At 48.6% G+C, this 21,148-nt stretch carries 17 protein-coding genes; all 17 read right to left on the bottom strand.

Annotated elements, in window-relative coordinates; translation table 11 throughout:
* Positions 1 to 92: 92 nt before the first annotated feature.
* Positions 93 to 1,499 carry an NADP-dependent phosphogluconate dehydrogenase gene (gndA, locus tag C3F35_RS19950; RefSeq protein ID WP_032612355.1) on the bottom strand — a complete coding sequence of 469 codons (1,407 nt, stop codon included), beginning with the start codon at positions 1,497 to 1,499 and terminating at the stop codon, positions 93 to 95.
* Positions 1,500 to 1,620: 121 nt separating this feature from the next.
* The gene (gene galE / locus C3F35_RS19945) at positions 1,621 to 2,640 is read right to left on the bottom strand and encodes a UDP-glucose 4-epimerase GalE (protein ID WP_103792129.1); all 1,020 of its coding nucleotides are present in this window, start codon (positions 2,638 to 2,640) and stop codon (positions 1,621 to 1,623) included.
* A 107-nt stretch (positions 2,641 to 2,747) separates the two neighbouring features.
* A complete protein-coding gene (locus C3F35_RS19940; RefSeq protein WP_103792130.1) occupies positions 2,748 to 3,875 on the bottom strand; it encodes a glycosyltransferase family 4 protein in 1,128 nt (375 codons plus the stop codon).
* Positions 3,872 to 4,975 carry a glycosyltransferase gene (locus C3F35_RS19935; RefSeq protein ID WP_103792131.1) on the bottom strand — a complete coding sequence of 368 codons (1,104 nt, stop codon included), beginning with the start codon at positions 4,973 to 4,975 and terminating at the stop codon, positions 3,872 to 3,874. The genes C3F35_RS19940 and C3F35_RS19935 overlap by 4 nt, the downstream gene beginning before the upstream one ends.
* Complete coding sequence (locus C3F35_RS19930; protein WP_103792132.1) at positions 4,972 to 5,760, bottom strand: glycosyltransferase family A protein; 789 nt, start codon at positions 5,758 to 5,760, stop codon at positions 4,972 to 4,974. Before C3F35_RS19930 ends, C3F35_RS19935 begins: the two co-directional genes overlap by 4 nt.
* Positions 5,757 to 6,710 (bottom strand): glycosyltransferase, encoded by a 954-nt coding sequence (locus C3F35_RS19925; protein WP_233211636.1) that lies wholly within the window; start codon positions 6,708 to 6,710, stop codon positions 5,757 to 5,759. The genes C3F35_RS19930 and C3F35_RS19925 overlap by 4 nt, the downstream gene beginning before the upstream one ends.
* Before the next feature lie 449 nt (positions 6,711 to 7,159).
* Positions 7,160 to 8,404 (bottom strand): flippase, encoded by a 1,245-nt coding sequence (locus tag C3F35_RS19920; protein ID WP_103792133.1) that lies wholly within the window; start codon positions 8,402 to 8,404, stop codon positions 7,160 to 7,162.
* 96 nt (positions 8,405 to 8,500) lie between these two features.
* A complete protein-coding gene (gene rfbA, locus C3F35_RS19915) occupies positions 8,501 to 9,382 on the bottom strand; it encodes a glucose-1-phosphate thymidylyltransferase RfbA (protein WP_103792134.1) in 882 nt (293 codons plus the stop codon).
* Between the two features lie 52 nt (positions 9,383 to 9,434).
* Positions 9,435 to 10,334, bottom strand: coding sequence for a dTDP-4-dehydrorhamnose reductase (gene rfbD, locus C3F35_RS19910; protein ID WP_032612372.1), 900 nt, complete (start codon positions 10,332 to 10,334; stop codon positions 9,435 to 9,437).
* A complete protein-coding gene (gene rfbB, locus C3F35_RS19905) occupies positions 10,334 to 11,419 on the bottom strand; it encodes a dTDP-glucose 4,6-dehydratase (RefSeq protein WP_032612375.1) in 1,086 nt (361 codons plus the stop codon). The genes rfbD and rfbB overlap by 1 nt, the downstream gene beginning before the upstream one ends.
* Before the next feature lie 372 nt (positions 11,420 to 11,791).
* Positions 11,792 to 12,688 carry a GalU regulator GalF gene (gene galF / locus C3F35_RS19900; protein ID WP_103792135.1) on the bottom strand — a complete coding sequence of 299 codons (897 nt, stop codon included), beginning with the start codon at positions 12,686 to 12,688 and terminating at the stop codon, positions 11,792 to 11,794.
* Positions 12,689 to 12,866: 178 nt separating this feature from the next.
* Entirely contained in the window at positions 12,867 to 14,252 is a 1,386-nt protein-coding gene (wcaM, locus tag C3F35_RS19895) for a colanic acid biosynthesis protein WcaM (RefSeq protein ID WP_103792136.1), read from the bottom strand.
* Between the two features lie 13 nt (positions 14,253 to 14,265).
* Entirely contained in the window at positions 14,266 to 15,486 is a 1,221-nt protein-coding gene (gene wcaL, locus C3F35_RS19890; protein WP_103792137.1) for a colanic acid biosynthesis glycosyltransferase WcaL, read from the bottom strand.
* Positions 15,483 to 16,763, bottom strand: coding sequence for a colanic acid biosynthesis pyruvyl transferase WcaK (gene wcaK, locus C3F35_RS19885; protein WP_103792138.1), 1,281 nt, complete (start codon positions 16,761 to 16,763; stop codon positions 15,483 to 15,485). Before wcaK ends, wcaL begins: the two co-directional genes overlap by 4 nt.
* Positions 16,764 to 16,778: 15 nt before the next feature.
* Positions 16,779 to 18,257 (bottom strand): colanic acid undecaprenyl disphosphate flippase WzxC, encoded by a 1,479-nt coding sequence (gene wzxC / locus C3F35_RS19880; protein ID WP_103792139.1) that lies wholly within the window; start codon positions 18,255 to 18,257, stop codon positions 16,779 to 16,781.
* 1 nt (position 18,258) lies between these two features.
* Positions 18,259 to 19,653 carry an undecaprenyl-phosphate glucose phosphotransferase gene (gene wcaJ, locus C3F35_RS19875; protein WP_032612384.1) on the bottom strand — a complete coding sequence of 465 codons (1,395 nt, stop codon included), beginning with the start codon at positions 19,651 to 19,653 and terminating at the stop codon, positions 18,259 to 18,261.
* A 49-nt stretch (positions 19,654 to 19,702) separates the two neighbouring features.
* Positions 19,703 to 21,073, bottom strand: coding sequence for a colanic acid biosynthesis phosphomannomutase CpsG (gene cpsG, locus C3F35_RS19870; protein WP_103792140.1), 1,371 nt, complete (start codon positions 21,071 to 21,073; stop codon positions 19,703 to 19,705).
* Between the last annotated feature and the right edge of the window lie 75 nt (positions 21,074 to 21,148).

The raw sequence follows: 21,148 nt of genomic DNA, 5'->3' as shown, positions 1-21,148 counted from the left end.
GATGACCAGGGTTAGGCAACACGGGGATATTACAAATAAAAAAAACCCGGTGACATTCACCGGGTCTCGCTACATGACTGAGTTAAATCAGATTAATCCAGCCACTCGGTGTGGAAAACACCTTCTTTATCGGTACGTTTATAGGTGTGCGCGCCGAAGTAGTCGCGCTGCGCCTGAATCAGGTTCGCAGGCAGAACGGCAGCACGGTAGCTGTCGTAATAAGCGACTGCAGCAGAGAAGGTTGGCACAGGAATGCCGTTCTGTACTGCGTAAGCCACGACGTCACGCAGCGCTTGCTGGTAATCATCAGCAATCTGCTTGAAGTATGGGGCCAGCAGCAGGTTAGCGATGCCCGCGTTTTCAGCGTATGCATCGGTAATTTTCTGCAGGAACTGAGCACGAATGATGCAACCGGCACGGAAGATCTTCGCGATTTCACCGTAGTTCAGATCCCAGTTGTTCTCATCAGAGGCGGCACGCAGCTGAGAGAAGCCCTGCGCGTAAGAGACGATTTTACCCAGGTACAGAGCGCGACGGACTTTTTCGATAAATTCTGCTTTATCGCCAGCCAGCTGTGTTTGTGGACCGGTGAGCACTTTAGATGCCGCAACACGCTGCTCTTTCAGAGAAGAGATGTAACGCGCGAAGACCGATTCGGTGATCAGTGACAGTGGCTCGCCCAGATCCAGGGAGCTTTGGCTGGTCCATTTACCAGTACCTTTATTCGCCGCTTCATCCAGAATCACATCGACCAGGTATTTACCTTCTTCATCTTTCTTGGTGAAGATGTCTTTGGTGATGTCGATCAGGTAGCTGCTCAGCTCACCGTTATTCCAGTCGGTAAAGGTCTGCGCCAGTTCGTCGTTAGTAAGGTTCAGGCCGCCTTTCAGCAGTGAGTAGGCTTCAGCGATCAGCTGCATATCACCGTATTCAATACCGTTGTGAACCATCTTCACATAGTGACCCGCACCGTCTGGACCGATATAGGTCACACACGGTTCACCGTCTTCAGCAACGGCAGCAATCTTGGTCAGGATTGGCGCAACCAGCTCATAGGCGTCTTTCTGGCCGCCAGGCATGATAGATGGACCCTTCAGTGCGCCCTCTTCACCGCCGGAAACACCGGTACCGATGAAGTTGAAGCCTTCAGCTGACAGTTCACGGTTACGACGAATGGTGTCGTGGAAGAAGGTGTTACCGCCATCAATGATGATGTCGCCTTTTTCCAGGTACGGTTTCAGGGAGTCGATGGCCGCATCGGTGCCAGCGCCTGCTTTCACCATTAACAGGATGCGACGAGGGGTTTCCAGGGATTCAACGAACTCCTGCACCGTATAGAAAGGAACGAGTTTTTTGCCTGGGTTCTCGGCAATCACTTCTTCAGTTTTATCACGGGAGCGGTTGAAAACGGAGACGGTATAACCACGGCTTTCGATGTTCAGCGCCAGGTTGCGCCCCATCACTGCCATACCGACGACGCCGATCTGTTGTTTGGACATTACATACTCCTGTCAGGTGTGGTATCTGCGAATCATCACGCAGTTCAATGTTGGACTTATGTTAACTCAGGATGCAGAAATCCAGTAATATTTACTGGTGGCGTAAGATGCTCTTTTATTATCAGTTACTTTTATAACCATTCGGATTCTTTTGCTGCCAGTTCCATGCATCCCGTACCATATCATCTAAATCGTGTTTAGCTTCCCAACCTAGTTCCTTACGTGCTTTAGCCGGATCTGACCAACACTCTGCTATATCGCCTGAACGTCTGGTAGTTAATACGTAAGGCACGTCTAAAGTTGTCACGCGTTTGAAAGCGTCCAGAAGTTCGAGAACGGAATAGCCTTTCCCTGTTCCCAGATTATAAATCCTAAGGTTAGAGCCATCGTGTCTTTGCTTTAATGCTGCAACGTGCCCTTCAGCAAGATCCATGACATGAATAAAATCACGTACGCCTGTTCCGTCTTTTGTCGGATAGTCACTTCCGAAGACAGATAAATGGTCGCGTTTACCAATTGCGACCTGGCAGATATAGGGCATAAGATTGTTTGGGATCCCGTTAGGATCCTCACCTATTTCACCGGACGGATGCGCCCCAACTGGATTAAAATACCGCAGAATCGTTGTATTTAAGGTTGGATAGGCGACTGAAATATCAGCAAGCATTTTCTCAACCATGAGTTTCGAGGTACCGTAAGGGTTAGTTGTTCCACCAACTAAGCAATCTTCAGTCAATGGAATAGTTTCTGGTTCGCCATAAACGGTTGCAGAAGAACTAAATATAAAATTATGAACACTAGCTTTAAGCATTTCATCCAGTAAACAAAGGCTGCCAGTTACGTTGACTTCATAATAACTGAGCGGTTGCGCTACTGATTCCCCTACTGATTTTAAACCGGCAAAATGAATTACATCGGAGATAGAATTTTCAGTAAAGATTTGACGAAGTAATGATCGATCTAAAATACTTCCCTGATAAAATAAAGGCTCAACACCTGTGAGTCGTTTTACCCTTTCTAACGACTCTAGAGACGAGTTAGATAGATCATCAACGATTACAACCGACTCACCTTTTTCTAGTAAAGTGAGTACAGTATGTGAACCAATGTAGCCAACTCCACCTGTGATAAGTATAGCCATAATTTTCCTAATCTTAATTATTAAGTTAGTAATTATCCATTAATAAATGAAGTGCTCATGCTTAACTAAAGTTGCTGTTATTGCATCGATTAGTATTGCGGGACATTTTACTTTTGATCCAACAGAATATTTATTAGTTTATCTGTTGCAACATCTTCATCAAACTTTCCCTCAGCTATCCGGCGACTTTCGATTCCCATTGACACGATCTGCTCAGGGTTATTAATCAATGAGATCATAGCGTCAGCAAGCACTTCAGCATTCCAGGGTGGAACCATAAAGCCATTTATGCGGTGATTAATTGTTTCACGGCAACCCGGAACATCAGTGGTAATGATAGCTCTCCCAATTGACATCGCTTCTTGGGTACTGCGAGGAATACCTTCACGATAAGAAGGTAAAACAAAGACGCTAAGTTCGCACAAATAATTTTTAACGTCTGAAATTTGTCCTAAAAAATCAACGTACCCTTCTTTTTTCCACACATTTAACTGCTCACGAGTAATCCCGCCAGGATTATCATCTATCGCGCCAGCAATGCTGAATTGAACATCGGGATATTTTGATTTAACTAGTTTTGCTGCTTCGACAAATTCTCTTACGCCTTTTTCAACTAACAGGCGAGAAACCATTCCGAAATGTATTTTCTTAGTTGGAGGCTCTGAATAAGGATAATCATGGAGATCTACACCAATTCCCCCAATAACTTCGGAATCAATAAGGGTAATATGGTTATCAACTATCAGGTCTTTATAATCGTCAGGATTGAGAAACAGAACTTTTTTTGCACGTGGTAAAGTCAGTTTATAAAGATATGTCTGTATTGTTTTTAATATTTTTTTCTTAACGGTATCTTTACTTAAATGTGCGGTATAACAAAAACCGAGACCTTCAAGCAAGTTATAGATACGTTTGATACCTGCCATTCTCGCAGCAAGCGTTCCAAAAATCACTGGCTTAGGAAAGAAACAAAAAACAACATCAGGCTTAATATTTTTTATTTTTTTTGACAACGCTACAGTGTTTTTTAAATCGGACAATGGATTCATACCTGAGCGAGAAAAGTGGTATTGATCGGGGATTGCGCCTAATTGTGCGATCTGGTTAAACTTTTCAGCATCATGATCCATGGTAAGCGTATGAACAGTGACTTTTTTTGCCACAAGCTTTTCAATCAGTTTTTTTCTAAAAAGAAGTATAGTGCTGGCCTGATTACCAATGAGTAAAATTTTCACTTAGTCTCCCGATAAGACTGATAAACATCTTGCCATTGGGTAATGACAGATTCAATTGAAAAGTTATTCACTATATATTGACGATTGCGAGAGGCAATCTTTTTCTTATTTTCAGGGCTTTCAAGCATTAGACTTTTTATTTTATCAGCTAGTCGAGTTGCATCAGAGATTGGTACTAAAAAATTACCATCTCCAATTACTTCTCTTACGCCACCTGAATCAGTCCCAACAACAAGACGTTCACAGGACATCGCTTCAGCGACAACAAGACCAAATCCTTCCCACCGAGAAGCAAGGACAAAAATATCGCATGCAGAATAATAAGGAGCTACGTCATCCCTTGTACCCAGTAAGGTTACCCGAGTTTCAAGGTTTAACTCTGTAATCATTCTACTAATATAGGCATGTAAATGTCCATCTCCCAAAATAGCCAATTTAAAATGAGACGGCAATAAAACCAGAGCATTCAGTAAGTTTGGATAATCTTTTGCCTCAGTCAGTCGTCCAACTGCAAGCATCAAAACTTCATTTTCTTTAATATTTAACCCATCTCTGATATTTTCTCTTAGTGTGGAATTAAATCTAAACTTTTCCACATCAATACCATTATACATCGTCATGGATTTTTCTGAACGAAACGCTCTCAAACGAATAAATTCTTCTAAAGCCTCTTTACTTACGTTTGTACATTTATCACATAACCAGTCTGTTAGACGATATGCGAGCATTCTTAACGAACCACCTTCATTTTTATTATGCGCTGTTGAAATTACTCCAATTTGTTTTTGTTTTCCTATTGTAGCTAAACGACTTATTATATTTGCATGAAACATGTGACCATGGACGATGTCAGGCAAAAAAGATCTTATTATTTTCCTGACAGTCATAACACCTTTGAATAGACCCCAGACACTTTTCTTCATATCTATACTAATAACTTCAATATTACTATTATTTGGCAAGACTTTATTATTGGAAGCACTAGTAAGGGATATTATTTTCACTTCATGATGGCAAGCCGTAAGTTTATCAGCTAATAGACAAACTTGTTTTTCCGCTCCACCAAGACCCAGCCCGGTAATAACAAACAATATTTTCATTTGATAAACTCATATATTCTACATTGAAAGTAACGCACTAGCATTTTAATCTTTTTTATTATCTTGACTTCACGATTAAACTGATCTTTATAATATAAACCAAAGCCTTTAGGGTTTGCTTTGAGTTGCAAATGAAAGTTTTTTGACAGCCCATCATCTAAATATTCAGATAAATAAATTGCTTTCGACTTATGAAATTTCACTGGTGCTTGATCTGATATTTTATTCCATATAAATAACTCGGGGACAAATTTTTCGCCAAGGAAATAGGGGAAAGGGTGAGCCAACATCATAGTCTTCTTAAAACAATATGCTAAATCACCATTAAAATAGTGCCCTGCATCTGTTGAATGTAGATAACATGTACTGTTTTTAGTGTCGTTAAAGTGATTACCAATAATTTCATTATTGAAATAGGCTCTACGAAAACACACGCCTGATATTTCTTTATTATCCTGGTCAGCAATTTTTATGCTTTCGTTAAGACTATAAATTGCATCCTCTGTCAGCGCATCATCGCTATCAACAATTAAAATATAGTTTCCGGAGCAATGTTTCACCCCAGAATTAAGAGCTTGAGGCTTACCCATATTTTTTTGTTTGACATAAATGATATTAACAAGGTTTTGTTCCTGAAAACCCGCAATTAATTTATCTGTCTCATCTTCACTGCCATCATCAATAACAACCCATTCAAATTCTTTTGTGACTTGTTTTAGTAACGAATCATATAATCTTGTAAGGGTATAAGCTCGATTATACGTCGGTGTTAAAACGGATATCATTTGTCAAAAGTCCTTCTAAGCAAGAATTTTAAAAACAGTTTCAATCGGCTGTTATTTAATCGATAATCATGATTTATTAGAATAGTAAGTTGTGTAAATTTACTAGTTGCGTGGCAGAATTTAAAAAAAGTTTCAAAATCATTTTTAACTGAATCAGAGAGCTTATCGCTATAAATTTTATAAAATGATTCTTTAACTAAAAAATGTTCTTTTGAAAGTAAGTAATTTATAGGGGATCTAAATTTTGAAAATAAGTTATTATTAAAGCTTTTGTGTCCAGTTACGGCATCAACGTGCTGACGATATAACATTAGTTTTTTTGGTAAGAAGTAAACATTCCCCATTGAATGAGCAATTAGGCTGACAATATCATCATGTAGATGTACATAACCGCGATAATCAGAAATCATATCTATCATGGCTTTGTTGAACATGATTGAGCATCCCTGATAACCACCGTTAAAGAACAAGAAGTCCTTTAGCCTGTCAGCATGGTTATGCGATATGCCATTGAAATCGATCTGTCCCGTTTCATTATCAAAGGCATATCCATCTGCATATACAATTGAAGGCTGGCTGCTATTAGCGAGATCTTTTTCTTCAGCATACTCCACCATACTACTCAATTTATTCTCTAACCAGATATCATCTTGGTCGCAAAATATCGCATAATCAGTAGAAACATTCTTTACAAGTGAAAGGAAATTCTTTCCGGCACCTTGGCTTTTTTTATTATTATCAACAATGTTAATGCGCTCATCATAAGACTTAAGTTTTTGTATGATATTTAATGTATCATCTGAAGAGCCATCATCCTGAATATGTAGCTCCCAGTTTTTATAGGTTTGCTGTTGCAGTGATAAAATTTGATTTTCAATATGTTTACCACCATTATAGGTAGCCATTAAAATTGCAACAGTTTTATTTTGCACTTTATTGTTGATCGCCATAAAATTAATATGCTTAATATGAATTTGAGGTTGCCAGATAAACTAGTAATAAGTGTTTCAGCAAAAAATAATGTTACGCTGTTTATGGAAAGAACTGCATATATTAATCTAACAACGATGCTTCCGCGAATTGCAAATCAATAAACTCTGCATCAAACAACCCGTCCATCAATGCCTCTAAAATAATCCCATAAAAACCCTAGACTTGTTAAAAGGCTGTAACATTATAAAGGCATTTGTTCGTACCATAACATTCACATTAACGAACATGACTGAGCTAAGGTTATAAATATCAGCAACAAAATAGATATGAGGAGATAACGACGATGTAACCTATTTTGAAAATGTGTAATGTTAGACTAATTGCAAAAAGAATTAACGTTGTAATGAGCAATATATAGATTATATATTGCTCATTTTAACTACATCAATGCTGTTATAAAAGAATATTATGCTGAAAACTTTCTATCCAATATTGCTAATAATATATAGTCTACAAACATGCGAATCGACCATGCAAATGCAGCACCGATAATGCCATAATTATTGATCAAGAAGAAAAGCAGAAACAGATATGGAAAGAGTTCAGCTAAATGCACCATCGCTGTAACTTTTGCATGGCCACGAGACTGAATACTAGCGAACGGAACCTGAGCGAGAGAGTTGAATAAAAACCCAATCAATAATATTGTCAGTACAATGCCTGGAGTGCCAGCAAAAGAGGGTCCCATCCATATCGTCATAATACTATTTGTAAAAAACGAACCGATGATAATTGCAGGAATACATATAACTAAAAGAATAAGAGAGATAAAAATTTTCGTTTTTCTTCTTTCTTCTGCATTGGTTGCATAGCTTAATCTTGGAAATAATGCCCGAGCAAATGCACCGGGTATAATACTTAATCGAGCGATAATTTCGGATGGAGCAGTGTAAAACGCAACAACCTGAGCTCCCAGTTGATTTGAAACAATAAATCGGTCAAAATATGCCATAATAGGGCTGACAATATTACTTACCGTAATCCAACCACCAAACATAAATAATCTTTTAACTGTCTTCCTATGCAACAGGAGTCCTGCATCTATAATAATAGTTCGGCAAAGTATAAATGCTATTACGAAGCATAGAAAACGGGCTACAACCAGCCCCATTATTGCAAACTCTAAACTGGGTTGTATTAAAATAAAAACAGCGGGAAGCAAAGAAAGAAGAGTTCCGGTAATTGATTTATATATATTAAGAACACCGAATCTTTCCATTCCTTCTAAAATTGAAAGCCATACCTGCGTTATTAAAAAGAGAGGTATAGACAAGGAAAGTATTTTTAATGCTATGCTGACTTCATGATGAAGCCCACTACTGATTTTCAAAAGCGTCGTTATCGCGTTACTAAATATTAACAATAAACATCCTGCTACCATACCTAAAATCAATATCAACACTGTGGCAGTTGCTACAATTCTTAGTTTTTCTTTTTGGTCATCTCTAAAAATAGATATCTCTCTAATTACCGCACGAGTTAACCCTGCATCAAAAATACTTGCGTAGCCTACGACAGCTAAAGCCAATGTAAATACGCCGAAGAGTTCGGCACCAAGAATTCTACCCATTATGCCTAATGCAGGAACTGTAACTATGGCAGGTATAACGTACCCACCAATATTCCAAAGGCTATTTTTTAATAACGTCATTAGAACAACTCATATATAACTACAACATTAAGAATTAGCGCATGCTTGTTAAAGAATATTTTCAATCCAAAAAATAAGATTTAGAAGTATTACGAATTAGTGAGGATTATTAACCATTTTAAGCAAATAACGCCCATAGTCATTTTCTGATAACGGGCCAGCAAGCTTTCTAACCTGCTCCGCATCAATAAACCCTTTTCGATAAGCAATCTCTTCCGGGCAGGCCACCTTCAATCCCTGGCGCTCTTCAATGGTCGCAATGAAGTTACTCGCTTCAATCAGACTCTGATGTGTACCGGTATCCAGCCAGGCAAAACCGCGGCCCATCATGGCAACGGACAGACGCCCCTGCTCCATATAGATCCGGTTAATATCTGTGATTTCCAGTTCACCGCGCGCAGAGGGCTTAAGGCTTTTCGCCATCTCAACAACGCTATTGTCATAGAAATAGAGTCCGGTTACGGCGTAATTGCTTTTTGGCTCAACCGGTTTTTCTTCGAGGCTGACAGCCGTACCGTCTTTATCAAACTCCACGACACCATAGCGCTCAGGATCGTTAACATGATAAGCAAAGACGGTAGCACCGCTTTCTTTACTCACCGCGGAGTCCATCAACTTCGGCAGGTCATGACCATAGAAGATGTTGTCGCCCAGCACCAGCGCACAATCGTCATCGCCGATGAATTCTTCGCCCAGGATAAATGCCTGCGCCAGGCCGTCCGGGCTTGGCTGGACTTTATACTGCAGGTTAAGGCCCCATTGACTGCCATCACCAAGTAGCTGTTCAAAGCGTGGCGTATCCTGCGGGGTACTGATAATCAGAATGTCGCGAATCCCCGCCAGCATCAGCGTAGTCAGCGGGTAATAGATCATCGGCTTGTCATAGATCGGTAGCAGTTGTTTGCTGACAGCCATAGTGACCGGGTACAGACGAGTTCCTGAACCACCGGCTAAAATAATCCCTTTACGCGTTTTCATTTCATCATCTCTTTATGTGCAAAATGCCCGTAAACGGGCATTTAATGTAAGGTCAGACCGCAGTAGTCGTAAACAATTCTGCCAGCATACGCTTTACCCCGGTTTCCCACGCAGGTAATACGAGATCAAAGTTTTGCTGGAATTTATCTGTGTTCAGACGGGAGTTATTCGGGCGGCGTGCCGGAGTAGGATAAGCACTGGTAGGAACGGCGTTGAGCGTAGTAATCGCCAGTTCAATACCAGCCTTACGCGCCTCGTCGAACACCAGTGCGGCATAGTCGTGCCAGGTAGTCACCCCACTCGCAACCAGATGATAAAGCCCTGCAACATCAGGTTGCTTCAGCGCCACGCGGATCGCATGCGCCGTGCAGTCTGCCAGCAGCTCAGCGCCTGTTGGTGCGCCAAACTGATCGTTGATGACCGACATCTCTGTCCGCTCTTTTGCAAAACGCAGCATGGTTTTCGCAAAGTTATTTCCCTTACCGGCATAAACCCAGCTGGTACGGAAAATTAAGTGGCGAGCACAGTGTGCCTGCAAAGCCTTTTCGCCCGCCAGCTTGGTTTCGCCATACACATTCAGCGGTGCAGTCGCATCCGTTTCTCGCCACGGTTCTTCGCCGTTACCCGGGAAAACGTAATCGGTAGAATAGTGTACAACCCAGGCACCGATTTTAGCCGCCTCTTTAGCGATGGCTTCAACGCTTGTGGCATTCAGCAACTGGGCGAATTCTGCTTCTGATTCGGCTTTATCTACGGCAGTATGCGCCGCCGCATTCACAATCACATCTGGCTTAATGCGGCGCACGGTTTCCGCTACGCCTTCTGGATTGCTGAAATCACCGCAATATTCGCTGGAGTGAACATCAACGGCAATCAGGTTACCAAGGGGAGCAAGCGAGCGTTGCAGCTCCCAACCCACCTGCCCTGTTTTGCCGAACAAAAGGATATTCATTACTGACGTTCCCCGTAGTTCTGTTCAATCCAGGATTGATAGTTGCCGCTTTTGACGTTCTCGACCCACTGGGTGTTGGCCAGATACCACTCCACCGTTTTACGGATCCCGCTCTCAAAAGTTTCCTGCGGTTTCCAGCCCAATGTCTGGCTAATCTTATCCGCATCGATGGCATAACGGCGATCATGGCCGGGGCGGTCAGTAACATAGGTAATTTGATCGCGATAAGAGCCGTCTTTCGGCACGATTTCATCAAGCAGATCGCAAATAGTATGCACAACATCCAGGTTTTGTTTTTCGTTATGACCGCCGATGTTGTAGGTTTCGCCTGGTTTACCCTGGGTCACTACCGTATAGAGCGCACGGGCGTGATCTTCGACATAGAGCCAGTCGCGGATCTGATCGCCCTTGCCGTAAATCGGCAGCGCTTTTCCGTCCAGGGCGTTCAGGATCACCAGCGGGATCAGTTTTTCCGGGAAGTGATAAGGCCCGTAGTTATTTGAGCAGTTGGTGACGATGGTCGGGAAGCCGTAGGTACGCAACCATGCGCGCACGAGGTGATCGCTGGACGCCTTCGAGGCTGAATAGGGACTGCTTGGCGCATACGCCGTGGTCTCGGTAAACAGCGGCAGCTCGGTAGACGCAGGATGTTCGTCCGGGTGCGGCAGATCGCCGTAAACTTCGTCGGTGGAAATATGATGGAAACGGAACGCTTTTTTCGCCTGATCGTCCAGCGTTGACCAGTACGCTCGGCCCGCTTCCAGCAGCACGTAAGTCCCAACGATATTGGTCTCGATAAACGCAGCCGGGCCGGTAATCGAACGGTCAACGTGACTCTCGGCTGCCAGATGCATCACCGCGTCAGGTTTATGCTCGGCAAAGATACGGTCCATTGCCGCTTTGTCGCAAATATCGGCATGCTCAAAAGCGTAACGCGGGCTGTTGCTCACCTCAGCCAGAGATTCCAGGTTACCGGCGTAGGTCAATTTATCGACATTAACCACCGAATCCTGGGTGTTTTGAATAATATGTCGTACAACCGCAGAGCCGATGAAACCGGCACCACCAGTAACAAGAATTTTCACGCGTTATTTTCCGTTAAATGTTTACATTGGGATAATGGATTTCTGACAATGCCTTAAAGCGAATATTCAGAAATCAGACACGCTACCGCCCCTGGCTTAACAGCTACCAGTGCACTGAACGTGATCATATTGAGAGGTATGTAATCGCTTCTCCCCGGCAAATCGTGACAGGGTAGCGTTTAAGTCAATTAATAATTGTCGTCTTAAATGCGTGTAGAAACAAGGGAAAAAAGCAAGCCAGCCATACAAAAAAACATCGATTAAGCCACTGAAAATTAAGAAAATATTTAAAAAGAAAACGGCAGTGTCATTCACATGGCTTATAAAAGCCTGGAATGATCCACTGCCGTTTAGTCAACGACAAACCAATCGTTAGTCTTTGGTTAGTAGTTTCTTCATGCTTTCCCGGAACTTTTGCCCTTCTTTCAGGTTACGAAGACCATACTGAACAAAGGCTTGCATGTATCCCATTTTTTTACCGCAGTCGTAGCTGTCACCGGTCATCAGCATCGCATCGACAGACTGCTTCTTCGCCAGTTCCGCGATAGCATCCGTCAGCTGAATACGATCCCATGCACCTGGCTCGGTACGCTCCAGCTCAGCCCAAATTTCAGCGTTGAGCACATAGCGGCCAACGGCCATCAGATCGGAGTCGAGCGTCTGCGGCTGATCCGGTTTCTCGATAAACTCAACGATACGGCTGACTTTACCTTCTGAATCCAGCGGCTCTTTGGTCTGAATGACAGAGTATTCGGACAGATCGCCCTTCATACGCTTCGCCAGCACCTGGCTACGGCCGGTCTCGTTGAAACGCGCCACCATAGCAACAAGGTTGTAGCGCAGCGGGTCGGCAGAGGCGTTGTCCAGAATGATGTCCGGCAATACGACCACAAACGGGTTATCGCCGACCACAGGACGCGCGCACAGGATTGAGTGACCAAGCCCCAGCGGTTGTGCCTGGCGAACGTTCATAATAGTCACACCTGGCGGGCAGATGGACTGCACTTCTGCCAGCAGCTGACGCTTAACGCGCTGCTCCAGAAGGGCTTCGAGTTCGTAGGAGGTGTCGAAGTGGTTTTCTACCGCATTCTTTGAAGAATGGGTCACCAGAACGATTTCTTTGATCCCTGCAGCAACAATCTCGTCGACGATGTATTGGATCATCGGCTTGTCAACGATCGGCAGCATCTCTTTAGGAATGGCTTTTGTGGCCGGGAGCATATGCATGCCCAGACCAGCTACCGGAATAACCGCTTTCAAATTAATCATATTTCTTCCACCTTAAAATGGTTGCCGAATTATAGCTCTTTAGCATGGTTTCGCCAGCACGGATTGCTACAAATCTGATGACGATGTTACGCAACTATCGTCTAAATTCCAGTAGTTGCAATCCGAATCCGCGCGCTTCAATTCCAGGAATCTTCGCAAAATGCCGTCTGGTTAATTTCTAGCGCTTTGGCAGACTAAAATTCAGCCGTTCCGTGTTAATGGTATGGTGATCGACGCGGTCAATATCCACCGAGCTTTGGCCCTTTTCATTAATCGCGTTAATGTTGGCCAGCGACAGCAACGTCTCTTTGCGAGCCATAAATTTCCCGCGCACATCTTTGCGCAGATCAAAGTTCAGCTTCAGGGCAGGCCCGACACTGGAATCCTGCATCACTTTGATATTACGCATAAAAAGATGCTGCGGTTTATTATGTAACTCAAGCGTGGCACGCTTCATCTCGATATTGGTGATGGCCACGAATGAGGTCGCATTGCCGGAGGAGATCTGTATTCCGCGCAGCTTTCGCGCAAGTTTCTGGTTGTCGAGATGAATATTGTTGAGGCGAAAATTCTGCGGTATCGACAAATAATTGCCTTTAATCACACCGTACCCAATTAACATGCCTGCGCTGCCGGTCATTTCAACATTATCGATGACAAAATTATCACAGCCATATATCGCTACCGTGGCGTTATCAATGCCCGCTTTTTTGCTGAAATCCGGGGTGATATTTTTGGCTTTAACATTACGGATAATAAAGTGTTTGCCATTCTCAACGTGCACTAACTGGCGGCAGTTGCTGCCGGTGATATTGGCCACCACAAAGTTCTTCACCGCCTGGTCTTCCGGGTAGGCATTATCATAGGTACTGCCGGCCAGCCCGATGCCGATGCCCCAGTTAATTTTACCGTTGGTGCAGTCGATATGGTCGATAACGTGGTCGGAGATTAGGATGTTCTGGTCGTTGATTGCCACGTTCCACTCAATGGCATCGCCCTGCAGATAGCTGAAGTGACAGTTAGTGATCCGTGCGCCATCCACCTGGTTATGGAAACCCTGACGCAGGATCGCATAGTTGGCTTTAGTGACCCGCAGGTTGTCGATCACCAGATTGCGCATTACTCTCGGTTTTTTGCCGCCGATATAGATCTGGGTCACCGGACCATAACCGCTCATCGCCAGCCCCTGGATCACACAGTCGGAACCGCGGACGTCGAGGGTAATGTTTTCGCTGCGCCCCTCTCCTTCGCCAATCACCTTACTGCCATCCTGCAACACCAGCCGCCCGCGTCCGTTGCCGGTCAGCGCGCCGCGGATGCGCAGGGTTTTGCCCTCGGGGATAAAAATGGCGGTGTTGATGTTGTCGCAGGTAAGCCCGGCGGGTACCACCACCGTGTCGCCTTCGGTAAAGGCCTTTTTGAACGCCGCGATCCAGTCACGATGGTTATAGCGACTGATATCCACCGTGGCGTTGTTCGATGCGGCCCGCACCCCTATTAGCGGTGCGGCGGCCAGTACAGAACAGGTGGTGACAAACGCGCGTCGCGTCATCTCTTTCGGCATATAGCCTCCCTTTTTAAAGCGTCTGAAGCAGAGTGGCTAACTGCCGGTTAATCAGGTGTTGATTGAAATCGGTCTCTACTTTCCGGCGCGCGTTGTGCAGCACGGGCGAAAGTTCGTGGTCGGCAAGCGCGGCAAAGCGCTCCAGTTGCCCGGCAAGCGCCGCCGGATTGTTTTCTTCCACCAGCCAGCCGGAGTGGCCGGGTTCGATCAGTTCGGGAATGCCGCTGTGCACGGTGGAGACAACGGGGATCCCCACCGCCATCGCCTCCATCAGCGCCACCGGGATCCCTTCCATATCGCCATCGGTACCGGTGACTGACGGCAATAAGAAGACATCGGCGGCATCGAGCATGGCTTTGACTTCATGGCTGGGTTTAAACCCCGGCATCTCAACATAGTCTTCCAGCTCGTACTGTCCGATCAGGGTGCGCAGGCGGCGCTCCCAGGGGCCGATGCCGAGAATGCGATAGTGAAAAGCAACCCCACGCGCTTTCAGCTGCCGGCAGGCCTCAATCGCCACGTGAAGCCCTTTTTTCTCGGTCAGGCGCGCCACAGAGATGATCTGTAGCGGGCTTCCCGGGGTCTTCACCGGCCGTTGGGTAAAGCGTTGCATATCCACGCCCATGCGCGAGACGGTGATCTTCTCGGCCGGGCAACCCATACTTTTGAGCCGTCCGGCCCAGAGATCGCTTATTGGCAGCATCATATCGCCGCGCTGGAACAGGCGTTGATACTCCGGGGTATAGTGCGCTAACACCTCCCGGCTGGAGATGTCGATCCCGTGGAAAACGGTGGCAATCTTTCCGTCAATGACCCCCAGCTCACGCAGCTTGGCTGCCGTCACGCCCGCAGGGCCAAAATGGGCGATAAACACATCCGCGCGCCAGGGGCGTACCGTCTGGCCGCAGATGGCGGAAAGGATCAGGTTGCGCGACTCAGCGCCATAGCGGGAAACGTTCAGCGCTTTCCACGTGCCCGGGCGATGCAGCCCACGCAGGGTCTGGCGGGCGCGGTAGCCCAGCTTCGCGAGCTTGCCCTGCGGTTCATCCTGCAGCCAGCGGGTTTTGCTGGCCAGGTCGTACTGCGTCCATGCCGCGTGGGTATTTTGCGTGTCGCCCTTTTGCAGGGCGACAATCTCCACGTCATAACCCATATCAATAAACGCGGTGATCTGGTTCAGCACAAAGGTTTCGGACGAGAGCGGAAATTTCAGTAAGAAGAAACCAACCTTCATTTGCCCTCCCCGACCCGATCCAGCACCGATTTCACCATTCTGATGCCGTTTTCACGTTCAGCTTTGACCGCCACCGCCAGGCGGTCGTTGATGGCCGGCAACTGGCCGAGGGTGTCACCCACCATCGCCCCCAGGGAGCCATCCAGCAGATGGCGAATATCCACCGCCATCTCCGGCATGCCCAGCTGCTGCATGATCCCGGCAGACTTGTGTTCATAGTTAATGGCGATGGCTGGCGTACCAAAGTTCATTGAGATGATCGCCGAATGCAAACGCGTACCCACGGTCAGATCGCAGGCTCCCAGCAGTTTGCCCATTTCGAGGTCGTTGAGTTCGTCCATTACCACGTGGTAGCGCGACGGATCGCTGACGTACTGGCGCAGATTCAGCGCCACCATGCGGTCATCTTTGTTGTAGCTGTCGATCCCGGTGCAGGTGGAGAGCGCCAGCACCTGGTAGCCGCTGTCCAGCACCCGGTTGACCACCTCGGCAAAGGCCTTCTCATAGGCCGCCTGGGTGGTACCCAGCCGTTTGTCGAACGGGGCCAGTTCGCGCAGGGTGATGGCAACCGTTTTTTGCTGCCCGACCACGTTCAGCCAGTGCTGTACGGCGTAGCTGGGGGTAAAGTTCGCCTCCTGGTGATCCACCAGCCAGGCGGTATCGACGCCCTGCTCCACTTTGCGGGTGTCTATCTCGCTGCGCTGCATCAGATTCAGGCTCACCGACTCGCGCAGGATCAGGGCATCGCAGTGGCCAAACACATAGTTTGCCAGCTGGTTGAACTGTGGATCCTGGAATGGCCCGACGCTGTGGCCGACCATAAACAGCGGCTTTTTCGCCATGAAGGTACAGAGCGCGTGCTCGAACTGCGGCACGCCGTAGAGGTCAACAAAGAAGGAACCGCCCACCTGGATGATGGCGTCGTAACCGGAGAGCAGACGAACAAAATCGGTAAAACCCTGGGCGATGGCGATATTGCGCAGCTTACCGGTGTCGGTGACACGCGACAGCAGCACCTGGTGTTGATAGCGGCGGCGCAGCACCTTCTTTACCCGGCCCATGAGGCCTGCGGCATTGTTGTGCTGTTTCATCTGGCTGTAGAGCGGATCGCCCATTACCGGGCGGTTCAGCAGCCAGGAGGAGCTGACCGGGTAACGGCTCATCACATCGACTTCGGTCTCAGGCGACAGGGTGTAAATGGCATCCAGCAGGCCGCGCAAAATGGCGCTGTCACCACGGTTACCACAGGTATGGTTGCCCAGAATCAGTAATTTCATAATGACCTCTTAAAATTAGCCTGCGCGAAGCAGCGTTTTAATCTTTTCGTTGCGGCAGAACTGACGCTTAATCTCTACCACCAGCGCATTACGCGACAGCACAATCATCACGGCAAAGGCCACGGCACCCGCAGCCACCTGCACCGCCAGCAGCGCGGCAAGAGGCAGATGCCCGTTGAGGGCGATGCCCAGGCCATAGCTCACCGCCAGCGTCGGCAGCGACAGGTAAAATGGCAGCCACAGGCTCAGGATGTACTGCCGATAGCTGGAACCCAGCACCGGCTTAATCATCACGAAGTAGCTCAGCACGGTGTTGATGATTTGCACCAGCAGGAAGCCCAGCGTCACCCCCATCGCGCCCGCCAGATGGCCGCCGATGACGATCGCCGGAATAAACAGAAATGTTTTAAACACGTTGAATTTGAAGCTGATATCGACGCGGGCTTTCGCCATCAGCAGCGAACCGATCGGGTTGCCGACGGAGCGCAGCAGGCCCACCACGCACAGCAATTGCAGGATCGGCACAATACTGATCCATTTTTCACCGAACACCAGCGGCACCATATTGCCGGAGACCACCATCAGCCCCAGCAGCGTCGGGAAGTTAATGATCCCCACCACCGACAGCAGCTTGTAGAAGTTGATCCGCAGCTTGTCGGTATCGTCCTGAATTTTGGCGAACGCCGGGAACAGCACGCGGGTGATGATCGGGTTAAGTTTCATCGGCGGCACCACCGCCACGTTGTAGGCCAGGTTATAGCCACCCGCCACGCTGGCACCGAGGATACGCGCCAGCACCAGCGTCGAGAGGTTGGTGTTCACATAGTTGATGATGCTGTCGGCGGTCAGCCAGGCACCGAAGCGCAGGTTGGACGACACCGAAGAGAGGGAGAAGTGAAAACCCGGACGGTAAATCTTGCGGCCAAAGTAGCCGAACAGCAGCGTGCGTACGGCAGAGTTCACCAGATAGCCAAGGATGGCCGTCATCGCCAGCGGCCAGAAGTGGGCGCTGACCACGGTAAAGGTAAACCCGGCCAGCACCGCGCTGGTTTCAATCATGCCGATTTTGCTGAACTCCAGCTCCTTTTGCATCAGAGCGCGGAACTGCTGCCCGTGGGGGATGACCACAAAAGCAAACGACAGGGCGCGCATCAGCGGGGCCAGCTCCGGGTTATTCAGCGCGTCAGCAATAACATCACTGAGCAGAAACAGCGCCACGAACACCAGCGCACCGAGGCCGACGTTCAGCCAGTAGAGCGTGGTTAACTCCAGCTGGCTGATCTCCTTACGCTGGATGATCGAGTTGGCGATACCGAAGTCCGAGAGCGTATCAGCCAGGGCGATGATCACCAGCGAGACGGTCAACAGGCCAAACTGGTGGTTATCAATGATGCGCGCCAGCACTGTCATCTGCACCAGCCCGAGGCCGATGATGATCACTGTGGCGATAGCCGACCACTTTGCCCCGCTGAGGGTTTTTTCACGTAAGCTCATGTTAATACGCCGCTTTGTTCACAAAGCCCTTAAAGACGGTGAGAAAAACGATTTTGATATCGAACCAGAGACTCCACTCGCGGATGTACTCCAGGTCGAACTCAACGCGTTTTTCCATCTTCTCAAGGGTGTCGGTCTCACCGCGCCAGCCGTTGATCTGCGCCCAGCCGGTGATGCCCGGTTTCACTTTGTGGCGCAGCATGTAGCCTTCAATCAGGGCGCGATACTGCTCGTTATGGGCCACCGCATGCGGGCGCGGGCCGACAATCGACATGCCGCCGGTCAGGACGTTGATAAACTGCGGCAATTCGTCCAGCGAGGTGCGGCGCAGGAAATTACCGACGCGGGTGACGCGCGGATCGTTTTGCGTCGCCTGGGTCACCACCTGGTCGTTCTCCATCACCTTCATGGAGCGGAATTTCCACACCATAATGGGCTTACCGTCCATGCCGTAGCGGGTCTGGCGAAAAATAACCGGCCCCGGGGAGGTGATCTTCACCGCCAGCGCGATGGCGCAGAGCACCGGGGAGATCAGCAGCAGGATCAGGGATGAGAGGACGATATCCTCCACGCGCTTCAGTACCCGGTTAAGCCCCGAGAGTGGCGTGTCATACAGCGGCACCACCGGCACACCATTCACCTCTTCAATGCGAGAATGCAGGATGTTAAAGGTGAAGACATCGGGGATCAGGATCACCGAGCAGGTGGTGTCCGCCAGTTTGCGCATCAGGGTTTTGATTCTGGCCTCGTCACTCATCGGCATGGCGATGTAGACGTTGTGGATCTTGCCGGCTTTAGCATCGTCAACCAGCTGGGAATAGTTACCGGCCCAGTCAGCCGACACGCCGCCGGGCTGCGCGTCATGATAAACACCGACCACATCGAACCCCAGCCACGGCTCTTTTCGGAAGCCGTCAAGCAGCGCCAGCCCTGCGGGCATACTCCCGGCAACCGCCACCCGGCGGGTGTTGTAGCCGCGGTTACGCAGCCAGCCGGCACCGTAGCGGATCAGCGATCGGCAGACCACCATCCCCACGCTGGTGAGCAGATACCAGGCAAAATAGGTGGCAAAACGATTATCAAAGTCGTTGTTGAAGGCCACCAGCCCGAAGCTGAAGACCAGACTCAAGGTCCAGTTCTGCAACAGCAGCAGGAGTTCGGTGGCGATCTTAACGCCACGCCATGAGCGGTAGAAGTCGGTCATCCCGCCGATCATCTGGAAAACCACCAGCGCGATCAGCGCCATCAGCAGATGCATATAGAGGAAGGGCAGCCCGCTGAGTTTACACACCATCCACAAGCCACCGAACATGATGGTGATATCAGAAAAACGCTGCACCATAGAGATTAACGATGCATTCGTTTTGGCTCGCTCGCGCTTTTTTAGATTTGTCATCGTTGTTCCTGTTTCAGGGTCCCCTCCCCCGTCGGGAGAGGGGCAAGGATTACTGATTCAACAGCGCCATAATGTCCTGCGTTCGCGCTGCCATCAGCGCCGCATCGGCGCGGGATTCCACGTTCAGGCGCACCACCGGCTCGGTGTTTGACGAGCGTAAATTGAAGCGCCACTGGGGGAAGGTCATGCTGATGCCGTCGGTGCGGTCAATTTCCAGCGCGTGCAGGGCAAAGTGGTTCTCCACGCGGGCAATCGCCTCGGCAGGCGCGGCGAGGGTGCTGTTGATCTCTCCGCTCGCCGGGAACGCCGCCATGCGGTCGCGGACCAGCTCGCCCAACGACTGTCCCTTCAGGCACAGCAGTTCGGTAACCAGCAGCCACGGGATCATCCCGCTGTCGCAGTAGGCAAAATCACGGAAGTAGTGATGAGCACTCATCTCGCCGCCGTAAATGGCATCTTCTTCGCGCATCCGCTCTTTGATAAACGCATGCCCGGTTTTCGACATCACCGGCGTACCGCCCGCCGCAGCGACCACATCCACCGTGTTCCAGGAGAGACGCGGGTCGTGAATGATGCGCGAGCCAGGGTTTTTCTCGAGGAAGGCTTCTGCCAGCAGGCCGACAATGTAATAGCCCTCGATAAACTGCCCTTTTTCATCGAACAGGAAGCAGCGGTCGAAATCGCCGTCAAAGGCAATGCCCATGTCTGCGCCATGCTCAATCACGGCGTTGCGGGTATCGGCGCGGCACTCCGGCAGCAGCGGATTGGGAATGCCATTCGGGAAACTACCGTCCGGGGTGTTATGGACTTTAACGAAGGTCACCGGCACGTTAAGCGCTTTAAAGCGGGCTTCAAGGGCATCGACTACCGGACCAGCCGCACCGTTGCCGGAGTTGATAACCAGCTTCAGCGGCTTGAGGTTCGCCAGGTTGATGTAGCCCAGCAGGTGGTCGATATAGGCGTCACGCAGATCGATTTTTTTATAGCTGCCGCGTTTGGCTTCGTTCACCGGCGGGAAATCGTTGGCTTCCGCCAGACGCTGAACGTCGCGCAGGCCGGTATCGCCACTGATTGGGCGGGCGCCCTCGCGCACCAGCTTCATACCGTTGTAGTCCATTTGGTTATGGCTGGCGGTCACTTCGATCCCGCCATCAACACCTAAATGGAAGGTGGCGAAGTAGATCTCTTCGGTGCCGGATAAACCGATATCCAGCACGTCGACGCCCGCATCCTGCAACCCTTTTGCCAGGGCCAGTTTCAGGGATTCGCTGGTCAGACGCACGTCGCCGCCCAGCACAATGGTTTTCGGCTTTAAATATTCGCCGTACGCGCGGCCAATGCGCCAGGCAATGTCCTCATTCAGCTCTTCACCGAGCTTGCCGCGAATATCGTAGGCTTTAAAACAGGTTAATTTTTGCATCATTACCCCTTATTCAGGCAACAGTTGGCCCGACCCGGACAGGGCCAATTAAATTTTTTGTTTTCATTGGCCCGG

The organism is Leclercia sp. LSNIH3, assembly GCF_002935105.1.
Classification (GTDB): domain Bacteria; phylum Pseudomonadota; class Gammaproteobacteria; order Enterobacterales; family Enterobacteriaceae; genus Enterobacter; species Enterobacter adecarboxylatus.
This window is presented reverse-complemented; position numbering and strand designations above follow the sequence as displayed.

Coding starts and splice junctions, on each gene's coding strand:
- gndA (WP_032612355.1), bottom strand. CDS start 1,499: ATGTCCAAACAACAGATCGGCGTCGTCGGTATGGCAGTGATGGGGCGC.
- galE (WP_103792129.1), bottom strand. CDS start 2,640: ATGGCTATACTTATCACAGGTGGAGTTGGCTACATTGGTTCACATACT.
- C3F35_RS19935 (WP_103792131.1), bottom strand. CDS start 4,975: ATGAAAATATTGTTTGTTATTACCGGGCTGGGTCTTGGTGGAGCGGAA.
- C3F35_RS19930 (WP_103792132.1), bottom strand. CDS start 5,760: ATGATATCCGTTTTAACACCGACGTATAATCGAGCTTATACCCTTACA.
- C3F35_RS19925 (WP_233211636.1), bottom strand. CDS start 6,710: ATGGCGATCAACAATAAAGTGCAAAATAAAACTGTTGCAATTTTAATG.
- C3F35_RS19920 (WP_103792133.1), bottom strand. CDS start 8,404: ATGACGTTATTAAAAAATAGCCTTTGGAATATTGGTGGGTACGTTATA.
- rfbA (WP_103792134.1), bottom strand. CDS start 9,382: ATGAAAACGCGTAAAGGGATTATTTTAGCCGGTGGTTCAGGAACTCGT.
- rfbD (WP_032612372.1), bottom strand. CDS start 10,334: ATGAATATCCTTTTGTTCGGCAAAACAGGGCAGGTGGGTTGGGAGCTG.
- galF (WP_103792135.1), bottom strand. CDS start 12,688: ATGATTAATTTGAAAGCGGTTATTCCGGTAGCTGGTCTGGGCATGCAT.
- wcaM (WP_103792136.1), bottom strand. CDS start 14,252: ATGCCGAAAGAGATGACGCGACGCGCGTTTGTCACCACCTGTTCTGTA.
- wcaL (WP_103792137.1), bottom strand. CDS start 15,486: ATGAAGGTTGGTTTCTTCTTACTGAAATTTCCGCTCTCGTCCGAAACC.
- wcaK (WP_103792138.1), bottom strand. CDS start 16,763: ATGAAATTACTGATTCTGGGCAACCATACCTGTGGTAACCGTGGTGAC.
- wzxC (WP_103792139.1), bottom strand. CDS start 18,257: ATGAGCTTACGTGAAAAAACCCTCAGCGGGGCAAAGTGGTCGGCTATC.
- wcaJ (WP_032612384.1), bottom strand. CDS start 19,653: ATGACAAATCTAAAAAAGCGCGAGCGAGCCAAAACGAATGCATCGTTA.
- cpsG (WP_103792140.1), bottom strand. CDS start 21,073: ATGCAAAAATTAACCTGTTTTAAAGCCTACGATATTCGCGGCAAGCTC.